This window comes from Neobacillus niacini (assembly GCF_023715785.1).
GTDB lineage: Bacteria > Bacillota > Bacilli > Bacillales > Cytobacillaceae > Neobacillus > Neobacillus niacini_E.
The window spans coordinates 256,678-278,518 of sequence record NZ_JAMBOX010000002.1; the positions used below are offsets into that span (position 1 = coordinate 256,678).

General features: G+C 37.3%; 20 protein-coding genes and 2 pseudogenes. 18 read left to right on the forward strand and 4 right to left on the reverse strand.

Annotated features, from left to right (window positions below):
- Positions 1-187: 187 nt before the first annotated feature.
- Positions 188-1,240: a hypothetical protein gene (locus M3234_RS05810; protein WP_262303799.1), complete on the reverse strand. Its 1,053-nt coding sequence runs from the start codon at positions 1,238-1,240 to the stop codon at positions 188-190.
- Positions 1,241-1,460: 220 nt separating this feature from the next.
- Between M3234_RS05810 and M3234_RS05815 the strand changes: the two genes are divergently transcribed.
- The 5 genes from M3234_RS05815 to M3234_RS29210 all read left to right on the forward strand — a co-directional run bounded on the left by M3234_RS05815 (position 1,461) and on the right by M3234_RS29210 (position 4,350).
- The gene (locus tag M3234_RS05815) at positions 1,461-1,850 is read left to right on the forward strand and encodes a cupredoxin domain-containing protein (protein WP_396953929.1); all 390 of its coding nucleotides are present in this window, start codon (positions 1,461-1,463) and stop codon (positions 1,848-1,850) included.
- Between the two features lie 80 nt (positions 1,851-1,930).
- Positions 1,931-2,470, forward strand: coding sequence for a cupin domain-containing protein (locus M3234_RS05820; RefSeq protein WP_262303800.1), 540 nt, complete (start codon positions 1,931-1,933; stop codon positions 2,468-2,470).
- A 129-nt stretch (positions 2,471-2,599) separates the two neighbouring features.
- Positions 2,600-3,115: a GNAT family N-acetyltransferase gene (locus M3234_RS05825; RefSeq protein ID WP_262303801.1), complete on the forward strand. Its 516-nt coding sequence runs from the start codon at positions 2,600-2,602 to the stop codon at positions 3,113-3,115.
- Positions 3,116-3,128: 13 nt separating this feature from the next.
- Positions 3,129-4,058, forward strand: a complete 930-nt coding sequence (locus M3234_RS05830; protein ID WP_262303802.1) for a phosphotransferase family protein — start codon at positions 3,129-3,131, stop codon at positions 4,056-4,058.
- 160 nt (positions 4,059-4,218) lie between these two features.
- The gene (locus M3234_RS29210; protein ID WP_285858282.1) at positions 4,219-4,350 is read left to right on the forward strand and encodes a hypothetical protein; all 132 of its coding nucleotides are present in this window, start codon (positions 4,219-4,221) and stop codon (positions 4,348-4,350) included.
- A 163-nt stretch (positions 4,351-4,513) separates the two neighbouring features.
- Here M3234_RS29210 and M3234_RS05835 read toward each other — a convergent pair whose 3' ends face one another.
- Together M3234_RS05835 and M3234_RS05840 are read right to left on the reverse strand one after the other, a co-directional pair.
- On the reverse strand, positions 4,514-4,906 hold the full coding sequence (locus M3234_RS05835) for a hypothetical protein (RefSeq protein ID WP_262303803.1): 393 nt from the start codon (positions 4,904-4,906) through the stop codon (positions 4,514-4,516).
- Between the two features lie 188 nt (positions 4,907-5,094).
- Positions 5,095-6,777 (reverse strand): multicopper oxidase family protein, encoded by a 1,683-nt coding sequence (locus M3234_RS05840; protein ID WP_262303804.1) that lies wholly within the window; start codon positions 6,775-6,777, stop codon positions 5,095-5,097.
- Between the two features lie 259 nt (positions 6,778-7,036).
- On the opposite strand from M3234_RS05840, the gene M3234_RS05845 reads away from it, so the two are divergent.
- From M3234_RS05845 to M3234_RS05875, 7 genes and pseudogenes are all read left to right on the forward strand, one after another.
- Positions 7,037-7,573, forward strand: a complete 537-nt coding sequence (locus tag M3234_RS05845; RefSeq protein ID WP_262303805.1) for a DUF1697 domain-containing protein — start codon at positions 7,037-7,039, stop codon at positions 7,571-7,573.
- Positions 7,572-7,739 (forward strand): annotated as a pseudogene (locus tag M3234_RS05850) (hotdog family protein); the annotation flags it as partial. The gene M3234_RS05845 and the pseudogene M3234_RS05850, both read left to right, overlap by 2 nt.
- 233 nt (positions 7,740-7,972) lie before the next feature.
- On the forward strand, positions 7,973-8,176 hold the full coding sequence (locus M3234_RS05855; RefSeq protein WP_262303806.1) for a helix-turn-helix transcriptional regulator: 204 nt from the start codon (positions 7,973-7,975) through the stop codon (positions 8,174-8,176).
- A gap of 5 nt (positions 8,177-8,181) precedes the next feature.
- Entirely contained in the window at positions 8,182-8,613 is a 432-nt protein-coding gene (locus M3234_RS05860; protein WP_262303807.1) for a hypothetical protein, read from the forward strand.
- A 141-nt stretch (positions 8,614-8,754) separates the two neighbouring features.
- A complete protein-coding gene (locus tag M3234_RS05865) occupies positions 8,755-9,279 on the forward strand; it encodes a CBO0543 family protein (protein ID WP_262303808.1) in 525 nt (174 codons plus the stop codon).
- A 247-nt stretch (positions 9,280-9,526) separates the two neighbouring features.
- Complete coding sequence (locus M3234_RS05870; protein WP_262303809.1) at positions 9,527-9,775, forward strand: hypothetical protein; 249 nt, start codon at positions 9,527-9,529, stop codon at positions 9,773-9,775.
- Positions 9,772-10,149 (forward strand): retropepsin-like aspartic protease, encoded by a 378-nt coding sequence (locus M3234_RS05875; protein WP_262303810.1) that lies wholly within the window; start codon positions 9,772-9,774, stop codon positions 10,147-10,149. The genes M3234_RS05870 and M3234_RS05875 overlap by 4 nt, the downstream gene beginning before the upstream one ends.
- A 45-nt stretch (positions 10,150-10,194) precedes the next feature.
- On the opposite strand, the gene M3234_RS05880 is transcribed toward M3234_RS05875, so the two are convergent.
- The gene (locus tag M3234_RS05880) at positions 10,195-11,886 is read right to left on the reverse strand and encodes a hypothetical protein (protein ID WP_262303811.1); all 1,692 of its coding nucleotides are present in this window, start codon (positions 11,884-11,886) and stop codon (positions 10,195-10,197) included.
- 431 nt (positions 11,887-12,317) lie between these two features.
- Here M3234_RS05880 and M3234_RS05885 point away from each other — a divergent pair, with 431 nt between their 5' ends.
- From M3234_RS05885 to M3234_RS05910, 6 genes and pseudogenes are all read left to right on the forward strand, one after another.
- Positions 12,318-13,859, forward strand: a complete 1,542-nt coding sequence (locus M3234_RS05885; protein ID WP_396953925.1) for an McrB family protein — start codon at positions 12,318-12,320, stop codon at positions 13,857-13,859.
- 490 nt (positions 13,860-14,349) lie between these two features.
- Positions 14,350-15,438, forward strand: a pseudogene (locus M3234_RS05890) (McrB family protein); the annotation flags it as partial.
- Positions 15,401-17,908, forward strand: coding sequence for a restriction endonuclease-like protein (locus M3234_RS05895; protein WP_262303812.1), 2,508 nt, complete (start codon positions 15,401-15,403; stop codon positions 17,906-17,908). The pseudogene M3234_RS05890 and the gene M3234_RS05895, both read left to right, overlap by 38 nt.
- Before the next feature lie 19 nt (positions 17,909-17,927).
- Positions 17,928-18,344, forward strand: coding sequence for a hypothetical protein (locus M3234_RS05900; RefSeq protein ID WP_262303813.1), 417 nt, complete (start codon positions 17,928-17,930; stop codon positions 18,342-18,344).
- Between the two features lie 741 nt (positions 18,345-19,085).
- Complete coding sequence (locus M3234_RS05905; RefSeq protein WP_262303814.1) at positions 19,086-19,412, forward strand: nucleoside triphosphate pyrophosphohydrolase; 327 nt, start codon at positions 19,086-19,088, stop codon at positions 19,410-19,412.
- Positions 19,405-21,828 (forward strand): DEAD/DEAH box helicase family protein, encoded by a 2,424-nt coding sequence (locus tag M3234_RS05910; RefSeq protein ID WP_262303815.1) that lies wholly within the window; start codon positions 19,405-19,407, stop codon positions 21,826-21,828. The genes M3234_RS05905 and M3234_RS05910 overlap by 8 nt, the downstream gene beginning before the upstream one ends.
- Positions 21,829-21,841 lie beyond the last annotated feature (13 nt).

Below are 21,841 nucleotides of genomic sequence, written 5' to 3' on the forward strand. Positions count from 1 at the left end.
AGACAAAATGCGTTAGGGAAGGGTCGAAACTGTCTTTGATTTGTAATTATCTGGATAATCAAAGACGATATCCCCTTGTAAAGAGGCCAAAATGTGGTTGATCAAGCTTAACAAAGATAATTTCCGTCATCCTATTACCTAATCCAAAAGAAAAGCAACTCCTAAACAATAGCTGCCCTCAAACTATTCACCAATCACCCATTTCCATAAATTTTTCCTTCGTCTCTGCATCAAAAACCGCCGCTCTTGGCAATCCTTCCTCGGAAACAGAAAGAAAAACATACACTTGCCGATTTGGGTGACGCCCGCCGCCACTAACCCGAAAATGTGCATACTTGTCAGCCCGCATAAGAACAGCATTAATATCCTTATAAGAGATCAGTTCACGAATATTCAGCTTTGCATTCTTAAATTCCTTATATTCCCACCAGTCAAGGGACTTATAAAACGCATTGGCATCTTTGAATTTCTTCTTTGAGTTATCCTGGTAATTGCCCCATGGTTCCTTATTCGGAAACATAGACTCAACTACTTTGACTAACTCTTTTTTTGAAAGCTTAGTACCACTCAGCATCACGTTGTATTGCATTTTCTCATGCGAAAAAACGAATTCGTAACCATTAGCTGCTTTACCGATTAGGCCAGTCTTGCCATCCCTCAGCTCAACCGTCTTATACCCTTTTGGAACCCTACCCTCAGGCGAAGCCACAATTTCAAGTAGACCCGACACCATAATATTCTTATATTCTAAAGAGACCTCTTCGCTGCGGACCTTCCCATCCACATGCGTTATTTCAAACGGAAAATAGCTGGGTACGAGGAGATCTTTATCAAACTTGTCTCGATATTCCTTCGTCACGATCAATTCATTCATGAGGGGATTGGCCAAATCTGAAAGTACCTTAATATCGGATATTTTGTAATTTTTCCATGAAATTTCCCAAATAAACGCCATTCGCTCCGCATGGCCATGCTCGAAAAAATGCCCCATTAAAAGGACTGAATTTTCTCGCGTGGACGGAAGTGTGGCCAATCCTCCAATCGGTGTTTTTTCCCTGATTTCCGGAAGTTTGATATGAGGTTCTTTCAGTGAATTTAGCCTTTGGTCGTTGTTATGAAGCAATGCCTTTTCAAAGACACGAGAAACTTCATGTTCAAAATTTCTTTCCTTTGCAGATCCTACCATATTCGGTATGCTCAAAAAACAAACCAGCACCAAGAACAATATTTTCTCCTTCATTTTTTCATCACCTCCAATTAACATCACCGATAAAGCATCGCTCTATTCGCTTAAAACGCGTAAATTCCGTTAAATGCACTAGACTTCTTGCATAATGACTAAAACTACAATTGCGTCTACTATGTGTTCGATAGTTTCCTGGTTACTATTTGAAGCACGTTGGAGAATAATGTTGATAATATTTCTACAATTTGAAAAAAATAATCCTAAGAAAGGAGGGATTGAATTGAAAAAGTGGTTCATTCGATTGTTTGTTTTACTGGCAATGATGGTGGTTGCGACAACTCCAGGTTTACTTCATGTATTTGCGGAATCCAACGCCGTAAAGCAGTCTCTTACGCCAGCGAATGCGATTGAAGTGGAGTTGAACGATAATTACTTTAATCCGAAAGTCATCACGATTCCCAATGGGAAAAGTACAACGTTGGTATTGAAAAACAGAGGAAAGAAAGAGCATACCTTCACAGTGGATCAACTCGGTATTGATGCAGAAGTCCAACCGGGAACAGAAAAAACCATTACGGTGACCCCGAAAAACCCTGGTACATATGAACTGGTTTGCCGGTACCATTTGCAGCAGGGAATGGTTGGAAAAATAGTCGTCCAATAACAAGCGGGGATAAGGTACTAAGTACAATATTTTTTAAAGTGAATAGGATAGTTTATAAAAGGTGAAGGGAGTTGAGGGAAATGTACCATAATCCTAATGTTAATCAGTATCAATATCCTTATCATGGGAATAGTCCACGGTATAACTATTACAGTCAACCAATTAACTGGGCTTTTCGTAATGCTGACGGATATTATCCTTATCGGCCTTCGGCAGCGTTAAGGGACTATGGACCTAACCCACTTGTAATAAATATTAATGAGGCTGCCAAGCAAAATAATACGTATCGCACTGCATTATGGACCGGGAAACATTTTCAAGTTACCTTAATGAGTTTAAATGTTGGCGAAGACATCGGTTTAGAAATCCATCCTCATGTTGACCAGTTCTTACGAATTGAGCAAGGGCAAGGGATTGTACAAATGGGCAAAAGGAAAGACGCATTAAGTTTTCAAAGGCCTGTTTCCGATGACTTTGCGATCATCATTCCTGCTGGAACATGGCACAATGTAACCAATACGGGGAATGTTCCATTAAAGCTATACTCGATTTACGCTCCGCCAAATCACCCTTTTGGAACAGTTCATCCGACAAAAGCGGCTGCAATGGCTGCGGAATAAGTATATAACTACATGTAAAATAAGTAACGAGCTGCTATCTAGGGCAGCTTTTTTGTTTTTTCTAAAAATTTAGGTATAATAAAATTCTCATGACAAAAATAGGATATTATGAATCTAGGAGAATCAATAATGCAAACTACACTTCAATTGATCAAAGCATCCGAAGACATGCTAGAGCAAGTGAATGAGATTTATTTAAACTGCCGGGATCACCTCCTCGAAAATGGGGTTCTACAGTGGGATGACCACTACCCAAACAAAGAATATTTCCAGGAATGTATCGAAGATCAGGTTTTATTGGTACTCTTGGAAAAAGAGAAAATGATTGGCCATGTTGTCCTTAATGACTGGCAATCCGAGGAGTGGGCACCCATCCCTTGGACAGGAAGCCGGCCTCTTGTCATCCATTCATTAATGATTAATCCGCAAGTGCAAGATAAAGGACTTGGTACAAATTTTGTTAAGCTTTGCGAGCACTTTGCGGTGGAACAAGGGTATAAAAGTATCCGATTAGATGCCTTTTCGGGAAATGCGAAAGCGACACATTTATACGAAAAGCTTGGCTATCAGAAGCGCGGCAGTGTCTTTTTTGACTCAAAACCGGAAGGGCACCAGGAATATATTTGTTTTGAAAAAGTACTCTAAAGGAGTTCCAATCATGCGTTTATCAGAATTAACCTATGATCAGTACAAAACTATAGTAGAGGACACCGCCTTTTGGGACCGAAAAATAGCGGACATTATCCGTAAAGAAAACCTGCCTGAAGGAAAGCTGTCCCGATTTTCTTACGGGTCCAATATCGTTTACAGCCTAAACCATGAACTGGTAATCAAGCTATTTCCCAGTTATTTCAACGACCAATTTGACCGGGAAGTGGAGGTGCTCCGGGCAATCGCTGGCCAGATCACATCTGTTGAAACGCCAAAAATTATATCAGTGGGAAATATTGAAGGCTGGAATTATCTCATCATGACGGAATTAAAAGGCACGCTATTGATCGATTTGTGGGATGATCTCACAACGGATGAAAAGCAGGCATTCAGTGTGGCTTTAGGAAAGGTAATTAGCGAGTTTCATAGAGTTCCTCCAGGCGATTTTTCAAAAATAAACGTGAATTGGCAGGAGTTTATCCGTGGTCAGTTTCGGGGTGTGAAGGAAAAGCAGGCCGATTTGCCACCTGTTTTGCTGGAATCACTGGAAACCTATGTCGACGAATCGTACATCGATTACACCCCTGACTTGAAGCTGTTGACGGGGGAGTATACGCCGTTTAATTTGCTATTTAATAAGGAAGATGGAAAGTGGACCTTAACAGGTGTCATCGATTTTGCCGATTGCTTTTTGGGTGATGGGGATTATGATTTGCTGGGGCCAATCCTGTTTATGTTCAATGGGGACAGCGAACTGATTTCATCATTTTTAAAAAGCTACGGTTATGAAGAGTTGAACGAATCATTGCGGAAAAAGCTGATGACTTACACGATATTGCATCGGTACAGCGACATAAATTATTATATTGCAAAAAACGGACAGGCTAAACAAAGCGAAAACTTTGAAGAGCTTTCCACTTATTTGTTTCAGTTTTGATTTGGGGACTATTCCTGAGAAGGATGCTTATACAGGACTTTTAAATCAGATAATTTCCAATAATTAAATATTTGCTAGTTCCAAAAAATCATGCACATTTTTTTGATTCCGACATATATTAGCTTCTGTGTGGATTATACAGAGGGAAGGATGACAGAGGATGAGCAAAGACCAAGTAACGATTGTAAGAAAAGATACGAGCGGGGAAGGTACAATCAAGATTATTGAATGGAATGTAACCGACCCGGCAGAAAGCACCTATGCAGTAGTTACCCCAGTTAAAATGAAATAAACCTACTAACCAAAACCACCTTTATGTACACACATACATAAAAAAGGTGGTTTTTTTATAATCATAGGTTTTATTGAGTGTTCATAAAACACGTTACCAATGATTTCGCCTATTGTCGAGTCCTTTGAATCGTAAGTATTTTTTTAAAATGACTTATTGAACTTCATTTTTCCTTTTTTACCAAATAACCTAATAAAAAATACAAGATACTTAAACACAGAATAAGAAATTCAAACGTTGTTCCTAAGGCTCCTCTCGAAATAAAAAAAGTCAATAAAAGTGCGACACCAATTAACATACAAAACCCAATGTAAAAATATCTCCATCCTTTAAATTTGATACCATAAGAACCGGCTCCTGTTAAAACACCACTTAAGCCTATGCTAAATAAAATTATTAAAGTAAATTTTTCTCTAGATGTTGTCTCTATTTGGGAACCAAGAGCTTTTCCTAAAGATGTACCTAGTAAATATAGGAGCCCGTACCCTAAGGTAACTATTATGATTATTGCCCCTAAAATCATTCCAATCGTTTTAGACATTCTATATTTGCCCATATTTTCGCCCCTTAGTATCAATAACATTGGCTCGAAACTACATTTCAGTTGTCTGCTGGCTATATTTTGGACTACTAAAATATATTGTTGGTTAGTGTAATTTTACACCTCAAATTGTACTAAATCAATATTATTTTCCGAACTATTTGAAAAGACCGCCCACAATATGGACGGTCTAATTTTTATCGTTAGTCACTACTTTCATCAGAGCTCTCGTCATGAAATGAATCATCCCAGCAATCAGGAAGACAGTCAAAACACTGCGTAAAGGAGTCATCAGGGCATTGCCCTTGGATGACCTGAGTTGGGTCAAAATTTGGATTATCGAGAACTTCATAGGGTCTCATCATTTCATGATCTTCATGCTCAAGGATATGGCAGTGCCATGGGTAAATCCCCGTAAATGGCCCAAAGCGTGCAATAATGCGAGTGACCTCTGCGGGATTTGCCCTAACGATATCCTTCCAACCTCTTTCATTGGGATCGGGATCGACTGGCGTTCCCACATCGATGACATTTCCATTTTCATCGACGGTGATCGGTGCCCGATTGAGAATCTGAAATTGCACAAGGTGCAAGTGAATCGGATGGGTGTCGGCTGTTAGATTGTAAAGTTCCCAAACCTCAACAGTGCCATTGTATGGGGTTTCCGTTATCGGCAATTCGTCCCATTCCATATCATTGAGGAGAAGTTTTAAACGGTGAAATTCATCCGTTCTTTCCAATAGGAAGTTCTGTCTGACCGGGACGTTATTCGGATCCAGCCTTTCTATGCAACTAAGTGTCGATGGAATTTCACTTTTGTCCGGCTTGGAGACTTTTTCGCGAACGAGAAATTGCATAATTTCCGGAAGGGCCGGGGCGTCCGGGCTGCCTGTAGGGAAGGGGGTAGGTGCGTCATTTGTCAGAATGATCTGCTGGCCGGCATGGTTTGAAAAATCGACAATCACATCCGCCCGTTCCCCTGGAGCAAGCAGCAGTCCATCCCGATTTAATACGACAACGGGCGACTCAAGAAATCCTCCGTCCGTCCCGATTTGGACAAAGTCTTGCCCGGAGCTTAACCGTAAACGATAAAAACGGGAATTAGAACCATTCAGGAGGCGGAAACGATATTTTCGCGGCTCCACTTCCAGAAAAGGCCATACTTTTCCATTCACCAATGCAGTATCCCCGAAAAACTCCGGCACAACCGATGGATTTGGTGGCGGCGGCGGAGGAGGCTGTTCAGGTAGAGGCGGATAGAATAATTCACCCTGCCGATCCCCGCTAAGATAGAACGAGCGATCTTGGATAACCAACGGAATCTCATATTTCCCCCTAGGAAGATTCAACATCTCTTCGGCTTCATCTCTAATAAGATAAAACCCGGCAAGCCCTGCATACACATTTAATCGAGTGATGCCAACCGCATGGTCATGGTACCAGAATGTGGTTGGGCGCTGGCAATTGGGATAATAATAAACCTCATGCAAAAATTTAGGCCCTGTATTTTTAAAATTTTTCGTAAACCATGCTTCTGGATATCCGTCATTTTCCGGTCGTACCCGTCCCCCGTGCAAATGGACAACGGTTCTGACCGAAGGCTGGTCAGGTTCTGCGCCATGAACCGTACGGTCAACGGGCAGGAGGTGTTCAAAGGGCAAATGGTTTTCCCATTTAACCAGAATCGGATGATTCCTTCGAACCTCAAATGTCGGACCAGGATACAAACCGTTATACCCCCAAACGGTAGTGGGCGGTAAATCACGGTGCAATTTTTGTTGAACTTGCTTCATTGCTACCTCGTGGTAGGGGATTCCATTGTGTTTCCCCTTGGCTTTTATAACACTTGGTAATGGTAACGCATCAACAAATTTGTCTAAAGACAATCTATTATCACTCCTTAATATGGAAATTTTATTAACCCTATATAATATGTAGGGAATGAAGAGAAGTATGGTCGGTGGTCTTAGAATATAGTGGCGGTTGAATACTACTTTAAAAATCTGGCTGCAAAAAGAGCAGCCTTTTTCTTATGGCATAAAAGCGTAAGCTGTATGTTTTTTATCGGTTATATAGGTAGATGAAAAGTATAGTCACTTAGAATATAATGGATTTATATGGAAAAGGAGAGGGAGGAGTAGGATTATGGTTTATATCGCGCTCCTACGGGGGATTAATGTCGGTGGAAAAAATAAAGTTGACATGAAATTGCTGAAACAAACATTTGAACAAGCCGGGATGAATGATGTGGTGAACTACATCAATACAGGCAATATTATTTTTTCAAACAATGGTCTTTCAAAAACTGAACTATCACGGATTTTGGAAGAAGCGATACATAAGGATTTCGGATTACAAATTAAAGTAGTCGTTCGGAGTTTCGAAGATGTCAGTAAAATCATAAATGCTATTCCAGATACATGGAAAAATGACAATGACATAAAGAGTGATGTCCTGTTTTTATGGGAAGAAATTGATGATGAATCCGTCCTTGAGAATTTGGCCATCAAACCAAACATCGAGACGGTGAAATATGTCCCTGGCGCGATCCTTTGGTCGGTTGACAGGAAAAATGTAACCAAAAGCGGCATGTCAAAGATCATTGGATCAAAGATATACAAACAAATTACGGTAAGAAATGTCAACACCGCCCGTAAGCTCTATGAGCTGATGCAAGCTTGAGTTTTTAAGACCTGTATTTACGGGTGATACAATTGTATGTGAAGTTAAAATTGAAAAATATGAGAGGCAGGACAATAATAGAACGGCGATTACGGCGACCTTTATCGGCAAAAATCAGCATGAGAAAGAAGTGTTAAAAGGGGATTTTTCAGGAGTAATTCTTTAAATGCTGTTTTATCATTAGCGGGTGAATTGACACTCGCTTTTTTTCTTTATTTCAATACCCATTAAATATGAAAAGTTAAAGAGTCCAGAATTGTTCTTACTGTAATTTTTAGTTGTTTAATGAAAGTATTTCATGTCAACAAGGCAATTATTTATTGCAAAATGCAAAGGATAGTTTACATTTTGTAATACATGATTTACAATTTTAGTAAATAGTGTGAGAAGGGAAATTACATGCTGGAAAATAAAGTTAGAGAATTGCGTGCTCGTTTTAGATGGACTCAACAGGATTTAGCTGATGCGATTGGAGTTACTAGACAAACAATTGGTTTAATTGAAAAAGGGGACTATTCCCCTTCGGTTACATTGGCATTAAAAATCGCGAAGACATTTCATGTGACCGTAGAGGAAGTTTTCTTTTTGAAAGAGGAGGATTGATTTTTATGTTAAAAACGATTTTACGTTCGCCGATTTTTCCTATCATTTTACTGATTTTTATCATAGCCTCTTTGGTACTACAACTGAACACACAGCCTTTATTGGGGAGAATATGTTCATGGACTGCTTTTATTTTCGCCTTGATTTGGACGATCCTTATAAAACGGCAAAACAACAAAGATCCCAAAGGCAGTATCAAATTATCGGGTTTTATTCCGTATGAGTTTCGAGAAATGGATGAAGGCCAACAATGGGTAACTTTTAAGGCTTGCCGTAATGTCTATATTTATTACAGTCTTGCAATTCCTATCGCGGCGTTCATTTGCTTTATATTTTCCAAATATATATTCGTTCCGCTATTGAGTATAGGTGCGTTAGGCGTGGGACAATACATTGTTTATTGGATGACAACTTCTCGTCTATTAAAACGGACTTAATAGAAGAGATAGATGATCCTTCGTTTATAACGGGCAGTAAATTGAAAAGAGCAACTGGCAGGGGGAAACAAAAAATTTGTTATTAAATCAATTGCCAAAATAGGGCATGATAGTAGTAAATAAAACCTTGGAGTTAGTATTATGCACATAATATATAATGCCTTGTTCTTATTAGCAGCAATTAAATGGGGTGATTGGAAACGCTGGAGGGATTATTATCCAACCATCCTGTACTTTATTTGCGTTGATGCGTTAAAGAACTTCCTGCTCTTTAATCATAAGATGTGGACATACAAAGAAACATTTTTTGCAGAGAACCTATTGCAAAATCATACGTTTATTAACCTGATGATTATGGCGATTGCTTATCCTGCGACAGTCTTGATCTATCTTGGCCGTTTCCCAGATGAAAAATGGAAGCAAATAGTTTGGATGTCATTATGGATATTTATTTACTGGATTGTGGAATACATCAATCGAAATTATTTGGACTTGATTCATCATCATCATGGTTGGAACATGTGGTGGTCCTTTTTGTTTCTGGTGGTCATGTTCTCAATGCTCAAAATTCACCACAAAAACCCTCTATTGGCTTGGTTTTTGTCGGTGCTTTTTACTCTATTTTTATGGAATGTATTTGACGTTCCGATTGAAAAAATGAAATAAAAGAAAAAAGGGTGGCACCCACTGTACCACCCCCATACCTACCCCTGTATAAACGGCCGATTCTTCAAATGGCCGGTGTGATCCTTCAAATGATGGTAAAACAAATCGTACTGCACCCAGCGGAACGGGATTTTGAATGCAAGTTTGTTTTTCTTGCCATTTTAGGAACTTTATAAAAAAATGAAGTATACTGAAAGTAGAAAACTATAAATGATCGAATAAAATCTAAGAAATGGAGGGGAATGTTGTGAAGTGGGAGGAAGTTCGAGAAATCTGCCCGGACCAATATGTGAAACTTAATATTCTTGACTATCATTACGAAGGAAATAAAAAGATTGTCACGGATGTTGCGTTAATTAATACCATTAAAGATCCGAAAGTAGCAACTAAAGAATTGCTTAAATCTAAAGGGGATACAATTGTTTTCCATACTGGATCAGAAAAAATAGAAATTGAAATAAGGAACCCAACTGGCTTTAGAGGTTTAAGATTATGAAACTAGAATTAATTAACCAATTGCTAGAATCTCAAATAACCATCTGTTATAATGGACAAACTAAAGTTATTGATAAGTTAATCATAGATACTGGTGCTGCACATACCATAATTTCATCTGATATTGTTGATGATCTTGGTATTCGTTTTGAAAATGGTGATCAATTAGTTAGTGCTTTTGGAATTGGTGGGGAGGAGTACTCCTTCAGAAAAGCTGTTGGTTCTATTAAACTAGGGGATTTTGAAATTAAGGATATAAAACTAGACTTTGGAGATATGAATGATTGGGATATCAACGGGCTAATTGGACTTGATATTTTGATAGGCGGCAAATTCATAATTGATTTAGGAAACTTAGAATTGGTTCAAATATAACAGAAAACGGGTGGTGCCTCGCACTACCCGTTTTCTGTTATATTCCTACCCCTGTATAAACGGCCGATTCTTCAAATGGCCGGTGTGATCCTTCAACTGATGGTAAAACAATTCGTACTGTACCCAACGAAGCGGGATTTTGAAAGCCAGTTCGTTTTTCTTGTTATACACTAGGACATGCTTCCGGTTGTATTCGACCTTTTTGATTTCATCCATGCCAATGGTAAACTGCTTGGCCCCGTCCTGCTTCACCAACTGGCGGCCGATAATCAGGACTTTGCGTTGCTTATTTCTAGTAAACTCGTAAAAACAGGCAGCTCCGCCAATCGCAGTGAACAACAACGACGGCCATAGCGGCGCTTCAAACCCGGAAAGCAGGACCCTGACCCAATGGGTAATCAGCAGGGCGATAAAGAACCAGGCGCCTCTGCTGAGTCTTGGCGAGCTCTCGTAATAAACACTCTTTTCCATCTCCTGCATTGCTTCCGAGCGATAGTTGAAAAATTGCTGCTTATGGTCCTCATTCGAAGCTGAATCCAGGTCAACAAACTCTGTATACGTGCCATCCCACATCACGGCGGTATCATCGCTATCCTCCAACGCATAGCCGCCGGCCCAGCCGACATACACTCGATCTTGCTCACGGAAGCTCATCAAGTAATAGCGCACTGGCTGACCGTAGGTGTTTTCTGTCTCGACCTGATCAACGACCTGGATGTCCTCAGGATAGTGAGCCATTCCGTCCTCATCCTCAGGCAAGTGAATAATCGTCGAGAACAGCCGGGTCCGTGCCAAATGCTGCTGCTTTCCCTCCGTAATCGGGTAGAGGTGCTCCAAATTTTTATCCTTCAGTTCCCAGTACACCATTTCCGCCGTTTCAATATTTTTAGCACATTCCAACAGAGTACTGTTATCATAATGCAGATTCTTGCCAATCGAAATCAGCAATGCTTCCGCTTTCAGGAAAGGATCGCGAAACTCCTGAGCTTCCAGAAGCTCGCACTGTGTTTCCTTTGAAAAATAAAAATCCATTAAACTAATAAACAACCGCATCCGATTGCGGACAATCAAATAACTGTCCTTCCAGGCTGTGTACACATACTTCGTTGTATAATCTTGATCAAACTTGAGGTATTCCTGCTTCTCAGCCTGATAATCCTGTAACAAGACGGGGAGCACCTGCTCCTTTTTGAACCCTTGTACATGTCCGGAAGAGTTTAACGACAACAGCAGATCATAGATCATAAATTTATAATGTTTGGATTCCAATTTATCAATCGTGGACTCAAGGATTCCCTTGATTAAAATGGGATAGGATGACAGCTTCCGATAGGGAATCAGAAAATCCTCGGCATTCATTAACCCAACGATTTTTTCCTCTAAAAAGTAAAAGATTTCTTCGTCCTCTGTTTGCAAAAGAAAGTCAATCGCCCGTTCTTTGGCCTGAATGTCGAAGCCGTCAAAATGCTTGATCAGGCCTTCAATGACCTCGGGTCTGGCAAAATCACAGACAAAATCGATAAGATAGACGGAAGGATTGTCCCAATGATCGACAGGCTGAGGAAATTTGCCGGCAGCCGCTTTAATCATATCCTTAAGAACGTCAATCTGAACCTCGTAGCCGTCCTGCTGCTTGAGCTCCAATAGCTGTCCAAGGGCTTCGTAACGTTTTTCCGGATTACCGTTTTTCACTTGCCTCACTATCTTGCGCAGCTTTAATTCGTACAAACTCTTCACCTGTCTTCCCTAAAACTAAGAATATATTACTATCATTGTATTTCACGGTAAAATGCCCGTCAAACAGAAAAAAGAATAAATGCAAACAAGGAGAATAAATGGGAAATAGCCCTAATTTATAAAGTGAGTAGGGCTCTCTGTAAGGAACAGGATTCAATAGTAATACTTCTTATTTAGTTTTTCATGTTGTTAATAAAGCTAAAATTCAACGAGTTAGTGTTTGATTTACCCTATTAGTATAACGGCATTCGGTTTTTACAACTAATCAATTTTTATAACTTATACCTGAAAATGGATATATTTTTTTAAAAGGTTATTCTAAAATATAGATATACTAAATGACAAAAATAGACTTTTTTCTTATACCTGTTCTTTTATTGGTTTAAAGAGGAGAATTATCAATATCAGTATCACTGGGGGCTGTTTTTATAATGATTCAAGAGGTTGCAAGTTGGTCTAAAGATAATATTCCTGGTCTAATTGGGCGGAAAAAGGTCGATTGGTCTATTGTGGAGCATGGAGAAACAGTAATACCACTTGACTTTCATCATAACTTTTATGAAGCTAACGCAGGAGCTGTTATTAATAGAGGAAAAAGAGAAGAGGTAAGTTTAGTAATCAACGGTAAAAAATATAAGGCATTTTTAAGAAATGCTGACAGGAAAGTTGAATCTGATACTTTATTGATAACGTTCGGTAAAGACCTGAAGGATTTGGTTAAAGAGGCTTTTCATTCTAGCTATGAATATTTTACAAAGAATCCTAAAAGCAAAATCCCGGATGAAATAGCTGAGTTTATTGAGTTTTACAGAACGGAAGAACCTTATAAATATCGGTTAAGTTTGATTACAAATGAATCGAAAAAACTAGTTAGACTTTCAGATAAGGAAATGGTTGATCATATTTACAATTACATAAAAACTAAAGGTTTCTATTATGAAAAGGAAGAAGTTATCAATTTGTTTTTATCTCTAAAAACAAAACCGTTTGTTATATTGTCAGGAATTTCTGGGACGGGTAAAACAATGATGATAAAGTGGTTTGCAGAAAGTTTGGGTGCTACGAAAGAAAATGGACAATTTACATTGATACCAGTACGCCCGGATTGGAGTGACGGTTCAGACCTTCTTGGTTATCGGGATATAAAAGGTGAGTTTATACTAGGGCCTGTAACGGTAACCTTAAAGCGGGCTGCAGATAATTCAAATAAGCCTTATTTTATCTTGTTAGATGAAATGAATTTAGCACGTGTTGAATATTACTTTAGTGATTTTTTGAGTGTAATGGAAAGCCGTGAATGGCGAGATGGAAAACTCGTAACACACAAAGTTTTACCTGAGGAATTAATGGGTGAAAAGGTTGGAGTACCGGATAATGTTTATATTATTGGTACAGTAAATATGGATGAAACGACTTTTCCTTTTAGTAAAAAGGTTCTTGATAGAGCCAATACCATAGAATTTAATCGAGTAGTTTTAGATAATTTTTCTTTTTTAGAAAATACAAGTGTTGTTGAAAATATAAGTATAAACAACTCCAATATTATGGGTGGTTTCTTACATTTAAAAGATGCCTTTCAAGAAAATTCAGATTTAATTCGTTATATTTCTAATGAGTTAATGAAGATCAATAATATCCTTGAACGTATAGGTGCTCATGTTGGGTACCGTGTTCGGGACGAAATTTGTTTTTATATAATTTATAATAATAAAGAGAAATTATTGAAATTTAACAACGCTTTTGATAATCAAATCTTTCAAAAGATTCTACCGCGTATTTCTGGTAGTGATTATCGTGTTTTTAATGTATTACAAGAACTTTATACATTTTGTACAGGTAATAATATTAGTGATGAGAATATCGAAGAGGTATTAAGGGAAGTAGATGGAGCCAAGTATGTGAGAAGTGCTAAGAAACTTGGAGAAATGATTAGGAAATATAATGAAGGTGAGTTTACTTCTTTCTGGCTTTGAGGTTGATGGTATTAAACAATTACTTTATTAATGTAATGAGATATAACTGAGGTGATATAAATAAATGGATAATTTAGATACGATTTTAATTAAGATCGGGCATTCATATAGGGAAGGAATGACAGCTGAAGAGCTATATCGAGCGACAAGCATAAGTTGGAAAGTAGGGGAAAACAGATTACAATCAGGGGAATACAAATATTACTGCAGTGTTTTTAATAACAAAATTAAAGAGATTTACGAACTTGTAGGATACGAAAAAGATCATAAACCAGAAAATACTGGGCGCTTTATTTTGAAAGGAAGAATTGCGGATCAATCAATTAGAAAAAGAATTTTAGGATTGGATGTTAGTGAAGTTCATAAAGGTTTAGGGAATCCAATTAAATATGTATGCATGGAAAAATTGTTATCAATGGCTGACTTTGATTCCAAAATTAAAGAAGATAATTATGATATTATTCATGTGAAAAATTGGACGGTAAATGAAATTATTGTCCATGTTAATAAATACATAGCCAACAAAGGGTTCTATTATGAGAAAGTGGAAATTTCAAATTTATATTTATCACTAAGGTCAAAACCATTCGTAATTATTTCAGGCATCTCTGGAACTGGAAAAACAATGCTGGTGAAATGGTTTGCAGAAAGTTTAGGGGCTAACAAGGAAAATGGGCAATTTACACTTATCCCTGTGCGTCCTGACTGGAGTGACGGTTCAGACCTTCTTGGATATCGGGATATTAAAGGAGATTTTGTACCTGGTCCTTTAACAAAAGTATTAAAAAATGCACATGAAAATCCTGACAAACCGTATTTTGTATTACTAGATGAAATGAATTTAGCAAGAGTTGAACATTACTTTAGCGATTTTTTAAGTGTAATAGAAAGCCGCGAATGGCAAAATGGAAAAATTGTTTCTCATTCGGTATTACCGGAAGAAATAATTGGTGAAAAGCTTGGAGTACCAAGCAATTTCTATATTATAGGAACGGTAAACATGGATGAAACCACTTTTCCTTTTAGTAAAAAGGTATTAGATCGAGCAAATACAATAGAGTTTAATCGTGTGGACTTAAATAATTTCTCCTTTTTAGAGAATAATGTGAAAATGGAATCAATTAATATTATCAACTCACAAATTATGGGGAACTTTTTGCATTTAAAAGATGCATATCAAGAAAATCCTGAATTAATCCGTAATGTTTCAAATGAGTTAATCAAGATTAATACCATTCTTGAAAAAATTGGCGCTCACGTCGGATACCGTGTACGTGATGAAATTTGTTTCTATATGATTTATAACCAAAAAAGTGAATTAATGAGCTTTTATGAGGCATTTGATTATCAAATTTTACAAAAGATATTACCGCGAATCTCGGGTAGTGACAACCGTGTATTTAATGCATTAAAGGAACTTTACACATTCTGTACCGGAATTAATATTAATGACGACAATATTGAAGGACTAGAAAATGAGATAAAAGAGGCGAAATACACCAAGAGTGCAATGAAATTGATTGACATGATAAGGAGGTATAATGAAGGTGAGTTCACTTCTTTCTGGCTCGGGGGTTGAAGATGTTGAGCTTGTCGTTATTGAGACCTCTGAATTAATTTTATATATAAAAGGAAAACCTTTTCATGAACAATATAGCAACTTAAAAGCATATCGTAAAATGAAAATTGAGGATAGAATGCATTTTTCTGTTGATGAAGGGAGTAATGTTGAAAGAATTTTAGTATTCGATGTAAATCAGGGAGATCTTGCACTATATGACAATCAAGAATTTCGTCCAATTTTCTTTGAAAATGGTGTTTATCAACTGGTAGTAACTTCAAAGAAGGGAAGAAACCTTAGCTTTAATCATGAAAATCAACTCATGAGAAAGTCGGTAGGTATGGTCGGAAGCGGTTTAAACAAGTTAATGATCGGTAACCTTCATTTTCTAAATGAGATTGGTTACTCAACATTTGAAATATTCGATGAAGACCAATTGTTGTTAAAAGTTACTCTTGAGGTTTTTCCTTCAAAACTAGATTACAAAGAGGACTATAAACAGCTATTAGATGAAGTGAATAAAGAAATTTATAATTTGGCTTTTCATTTTATAAAGAAAACATACATGCAAGCTTCGAGTACTACGAGCAAATATCCTTCCTGGGCGGAGTTTTATCGTCTATTAGATGTGCATTTCACAAGATTTATGAAAGCCATAAAACGAATAGAGATACAACCCTATCATGTATTAACCACAACATACCAAAAATCAAGGGGAGATCAAATTCGTCGTGTTGATACATTTGGACGAAATTATTTAAGAAAAAGACCACACCTGTTTCTTGAAGTTAAAAATGGAATCACAATAAATCACAAGAATGTAATGCCCTCTCACGGAATGAGTATAAAGAAAAGTTTGACCTATGATACATTAGAAAATAAATTTGTGAAATGGATGATAAAGCGGCTTATTAATAAGCTTGATGATTTGCACAAGAAATTGACTAAAACTAGTGATTATTATGAAATTCAACAAAATGAATGGCTAGTATCAAAAATAACCGAGATGAGAAATCAATTAAAGCAAAAAATGCAAACGGTTTTTTGGCGTAATATTGGTAACTTGGATCGATCTGTAATGAGCCTAGTCATACAAATGGCACCAGGATATAGAGACGCTTATCAAATTTATTTGATTGTATCTAGAGGGCTTAACTTGAATAGCAGCTTTTATAAAATGTCTGTAAAGGATGTAGCTGTGTTATATGAATATTGGACATTTATAAAGCTTGGGCAAATACTTTCTCGCAAATATATTTCTATTTCCAATAATATCATTAAAGTCAATCGTGATGGTTTGTTTGTCAATTTAGACAAAACAAGGTCAGCATCATGGTCATTCGAGCATCCAATTACGTCTGAAAAAATTATTCTTCATTTTCAAAGGTCTGTTCAAAAGTTGCCAACAGTGTCTCAAAAGCCAGACACAATTTTAAGTATTGAGAAAAAAGGAAAGAGTTTTTCTTATAAATATATCTTTGATGCAAAATATAGGATGAATTTTGCCGATAGCAGCAATGATTTTAAAATACCTGTACCACTAGAAGAAGATATAAATACAATGCATAGGTACCGTGATGCATTAGTGGTTAAACATGGGGGGCCTTATGAGAGAGAAGCATTTGGAGCCTATGTATTATTTCCAGGGTTTAATGAAAAGGACTATGAAGACCATTCTTTTTATAAAAGTATAAATGAAGTGAATATTGGGGGACTGCCATTCTTGCCCAATACTACAAGAATGGTTGAACAATTTATTGAAAACCTAATCGAAAAAAGCCCTGAAGAAATTCAAAAGGAAGGAATTTTACCTAAAGGTACAAAAGAGGATTGGATTTCTTCATTAGATGACAAGGTAATGGTTGTAAACGTTAATAATCAAGTGGAGTATCGCGCCTTTAAAAATGAAAAATTCTTTATATTGCCTGTGAGAAATTTAAAAAAAGGTTGGCAAGAAGCAAAATACATCGCCTTGTATTTATCAAAAGATATTTCAAAGGAATTGAACGGTGTATACTTTTATAGCCAGGTTGAAGAGGTGCAAATTGTAAAGGGTACAGAAATTCAATTTATACCCACAATAAAGGATCAAGATTATGCTTTCTTTAAGTTAAAGCCTTGGGAAACATTGGGACAGGTTATCCGGCCGGTCCAGTATGGAATAAGTGTTTATGTATTAACAACATTAAATACGTTAAAGTACTCTAATGAACTCCCTGAACTTTTTATGAAATCAAATGAAGAAGTAACTTTATGGAGAATGATGAGGCGAATTTCAAACCACATTAAGGTTCATCTGGATGAAAATGAACTTGATAATGCAAGTAATATTACGTATCTAAATTTAAGGAATATTGATATTCATATAAATCATGTCGATAAAACACTTGTCATTGAAAATTCATCCTTAAGTGAAATTATGGATTTAAAGGATTTAGAGAGCCAGCCTTCAAAGGTATTTAAGGTAATACTTAGAATGATTGAATAGTTTTTTGGTGAGGGGAAAAATGAAAAACCAATATAAAATACGTAAATCAGAAGTTGTTTTATATCTTCAGGACCAAAAAGGAAATATTACTAATGAAGCGGTAATTGATTTAATGGATTTAAATTTAATAAAACAATTTCCAAATACTTGGAGACTTCAAAGTTTAAAAAACAGAATGGAAGTAAGAGGAACCTATAGGGTTGAAGGAGAAAAAAAACAAACAACATTAGCTAAATGGATTTTAGATTTTCCAAAGTCTCCAATCTACTTTAAAGACGGTAGTACACTGAACCATAAAAGAGAAAATTTAACTTTTGAAAAGCCGTTAAAAGCCAACAAAATAACCATTGAGAACAATATTGGCTATTTATATATTAACAGGAGACATGAAGATGACTTAAAAATAAAAATAGATACAGACATTACACATGGGTAGCTGATAAAAAAAAGGATATTAATGATTATATTATTTATACCAAAATTTACGAAGGAAAATCTTCAAGAAAAATTTCTCTTAGAAATTACTTGTTGAACAATGATGGTGAGAAAACAGCATATTTTGCAAACAATGACCGCCTCGATTTTAGGATGGAAAACATTAGATACTACGCAAATGAAATGACCAATGATTATTATGTGGATCAAGATATAGCTTATATATTTGTTAAAGTCCGAAATGAAAATAGATATGTTGTAACACTGATTGATACGGATGATCTAGAAAAGGTAAAAATGATAGGCTATACTTGGCATTATGCGCAGGGGATCGGAGAACCATATATTGTAAACACAATAGTTAATAAGAATGGAGAACGGAAAAGGGTATATCTTCATCGAGTGGTTAATGATTGTCCGGAGGACAGAGTAGTTGATCACATTAACATACTACTTTAGATAATCCAAAGAGAAATCTACGTAATGTTACCCTATCGGCAAACCAACAAAATAGAAAAGGAGCAAATAAAAATAGTTTATCAGGTATTAGAAATGTAAATTGGGATGAAAAGAATAAAGATTGGATTGTTACCTGTGGACAGCAATATGTTATGAGAACTAAGGATTTTAAAGAAGCCCAACTTGCAGCAATCCACGCTAGCAAAGATAAGTTTCCTTTTGCGACAAAATAAAAAGTGATCTTTGAACATATCAAATTAATCTAATGTAGGGAGCTAATCCTATGCCAATATACAACAAATTAGTTCGTGACCGTATCCCTGAAGTAATTGAGGAAGATGGAAAGAAATTTTCTACAAGAATTCTAGAAACCGAAGAATACATAAAAGAACTAAAAAAGAAAAGCTTCGAGGAACTGAATGAATATGTAAATACTCAAAACGACAAGGATGCGATCGAAGAACTAGCAGATCTATTGGAAATCATCCATGCCCTTGCCGAATGCCATGGAGCATCTTTTGAAACTGTAGAGGAAGTCCGCAAACAAAAAGCGGAAAAGCGGGGAGGCTTTAAAGAAAAAATCTTCTTGATTGAGGTTAAAGATGAGTAAGGTCCAATTGATAACCAGGGAACTGGGAGACCATTTGGTCAAGAAGCTGGAAGAGGCTTCCGCGATATGTATTTTAACCTCATTTGTGATGAAATCAGGGGTCAATTTTTTAAAGGAATCGCTAATACAAGCGACTAAAAATGGTGCCGATATTAAAATTTGTACCGGGGACTATTTATTCATTACCCAGCCGGCTGCCCTGGAAGAGTTGTTAACGATTGCAGGATTGGACATTCGTATTTGGCAAACTAATGGGGTTTCGTTTCATCCGAAGGCTTACCTGTTTAAATCCAATGTGCATGACTATCTGTTTGTTGGATCGTCCAATCTTTCTACTTCCGCACTGAAACATGGTGTGGAATGGAATTTGATGGTCAGTGATGAAAAGGACGTATTTGATCACGCGCAGTCTGGATTTCTTTCTATTTTTTTCGCGGATCAAACTGTGCCTTTAAACCGGGAAACATTGGAAGAATATAGGCGGAATTTCAACGAGTATCATCGTAAACATCCTAATCTGCATCAAAAATGGTCCGAGCTCGAAGAAATGGATTTAATGCTGCCTTCAAAAAGAGAAGTTCCAAAGCAACCTGAAATGATTATTGAAACACCTGTCCAATACGGTGAAATTCAACCCCGGTTTGCTCAATTGGAAGCACTTGAGGAACTTAATAAAACCCGTGAAGAGGAATATAATAAAGCTCTTGTCGTAATGGCGACAGGCCTTGGCAAAACATATTTGGCGGGCTTTTTTGCAAAAAGCTTCAAGAAAATCCTATTCATCGCCCACCGGGAAGAAATCCTTTTTCAAGCGAAAGAATCGTTTGTCAATATCATGCCAAACAAACGGTTTGGAATATATAACGGGAAAATAAAAGAAAGTGATGCAGACGCGATATTTGCCTCAATTTTTACTTTAAGTATGAAAACACATTTGGAGCAGTTTGTACCGGATGAATTTGACCTGATAATAGTGGATGAGTTCCACCATGCCGCTGCCGCTTCTTATAAGCGGGTGCTTGACTATTTTAGACCACAGTTCTTACTGGGAATAACAGCCACCCCAGACCGAAATGACAATAAGGATGTATATGCCATTTGTGATGGAAACGTGGCGTACCGTCTGGATTTCTTGGAAGCAATTCAACGTAATTGGTTATCGCCATTTAAGTATTACGGGGTATATGATGATACCGACTATACACAAATTACTTGGCTGGGTAACCGATACGATGAGGAAGAGTTGCTCCAAGCACAGTTAAGTTTTGAATTGGCGGAGAAGATTCTTCGCGCCTGGGAAGAGAAAAAGCAGACTAGAACATTGGCATTTTGTTCATCTATTAAACAGGCAAACTTCCTTTCCCGTTATTTTAATCAGCATGGGTATCATACAGTCAGCTTGCATTCCCAGCAGGTTGAAATTGGTAGAAAAAAGGCGATTCAACAGCTATCTGATGGTGTAATTGATATTATTTTTACTGTAGATCTTTTTAATGAGGGTGTTGATATACCTTCTATAGATACTTTATTATTTGTTAGGCCGACAGAATCTCTGACCGTGTTTACCCAGCAAATTGGCCGTGGCCTGCGGTTGAAAGAAGGTAAAGAAACATGCGTAATAGTTGACTTAATAGGAAACTATCGAAATGCCGATCTGAAATTAAGTCTATTTGATACCCAGCCGACTGAGGGAAAAGCACGGAACATCCAACCCCAATTGCCTGAGTTTTGTGAGATGGACCTGGATGTTCAAGTTATCAATCTGCTTAACGAGATGAAGCGGAAAAGGCAGCCGAGAAGAGAGGGCCTATATAGTGATTATTTCGCGTTAAAGAGAAATATTGGGAGAAGACCAACTTACTTAGAGCTTCATTTGCAGGGTTCCTCCGACTCCTATCAATATAAACAGGAATTCCATTCTTATGTCGGATTCCTGGATTGGGCTCAGGAATTATCGGAGCGGGAAGTCGAGGTTTTTCGCCGATATGAAAACTGGCTCGTTGAGGCAGAAAAAACAACTATGTCAAAAAGCTATAAAATGGTTGTTTTATTGGCGATGCTGCAACGTGGACCGTCAAATTGGTATAATCCGATTTCATCCGTAGAAGTTGCTCCATTTTTTCATCAATATTTAATGGAAAAAGAACACAGGAAACGGATTGATTTCTCCGATAAAGGTGCAATGAAACTTTGGGATTATGATGAAAAAGGCGTCAGCAGATTGATTGCTAGCATGCCAATGACCAAATGGAGCGGCAGTTCAAAAGGGTTAATTTCCTACGAAAATGATCTTTTTACTTTATATTTTGATGTTGTGAAAGAGGATGAGGATATACTTTTCCAATGGACAAGAGAAATATGTGAGTATCGTCTTCATTATCATTTTGAGAGGAAGGCAAAGAATCCCCAGATTTAATAAATCCGAGGAT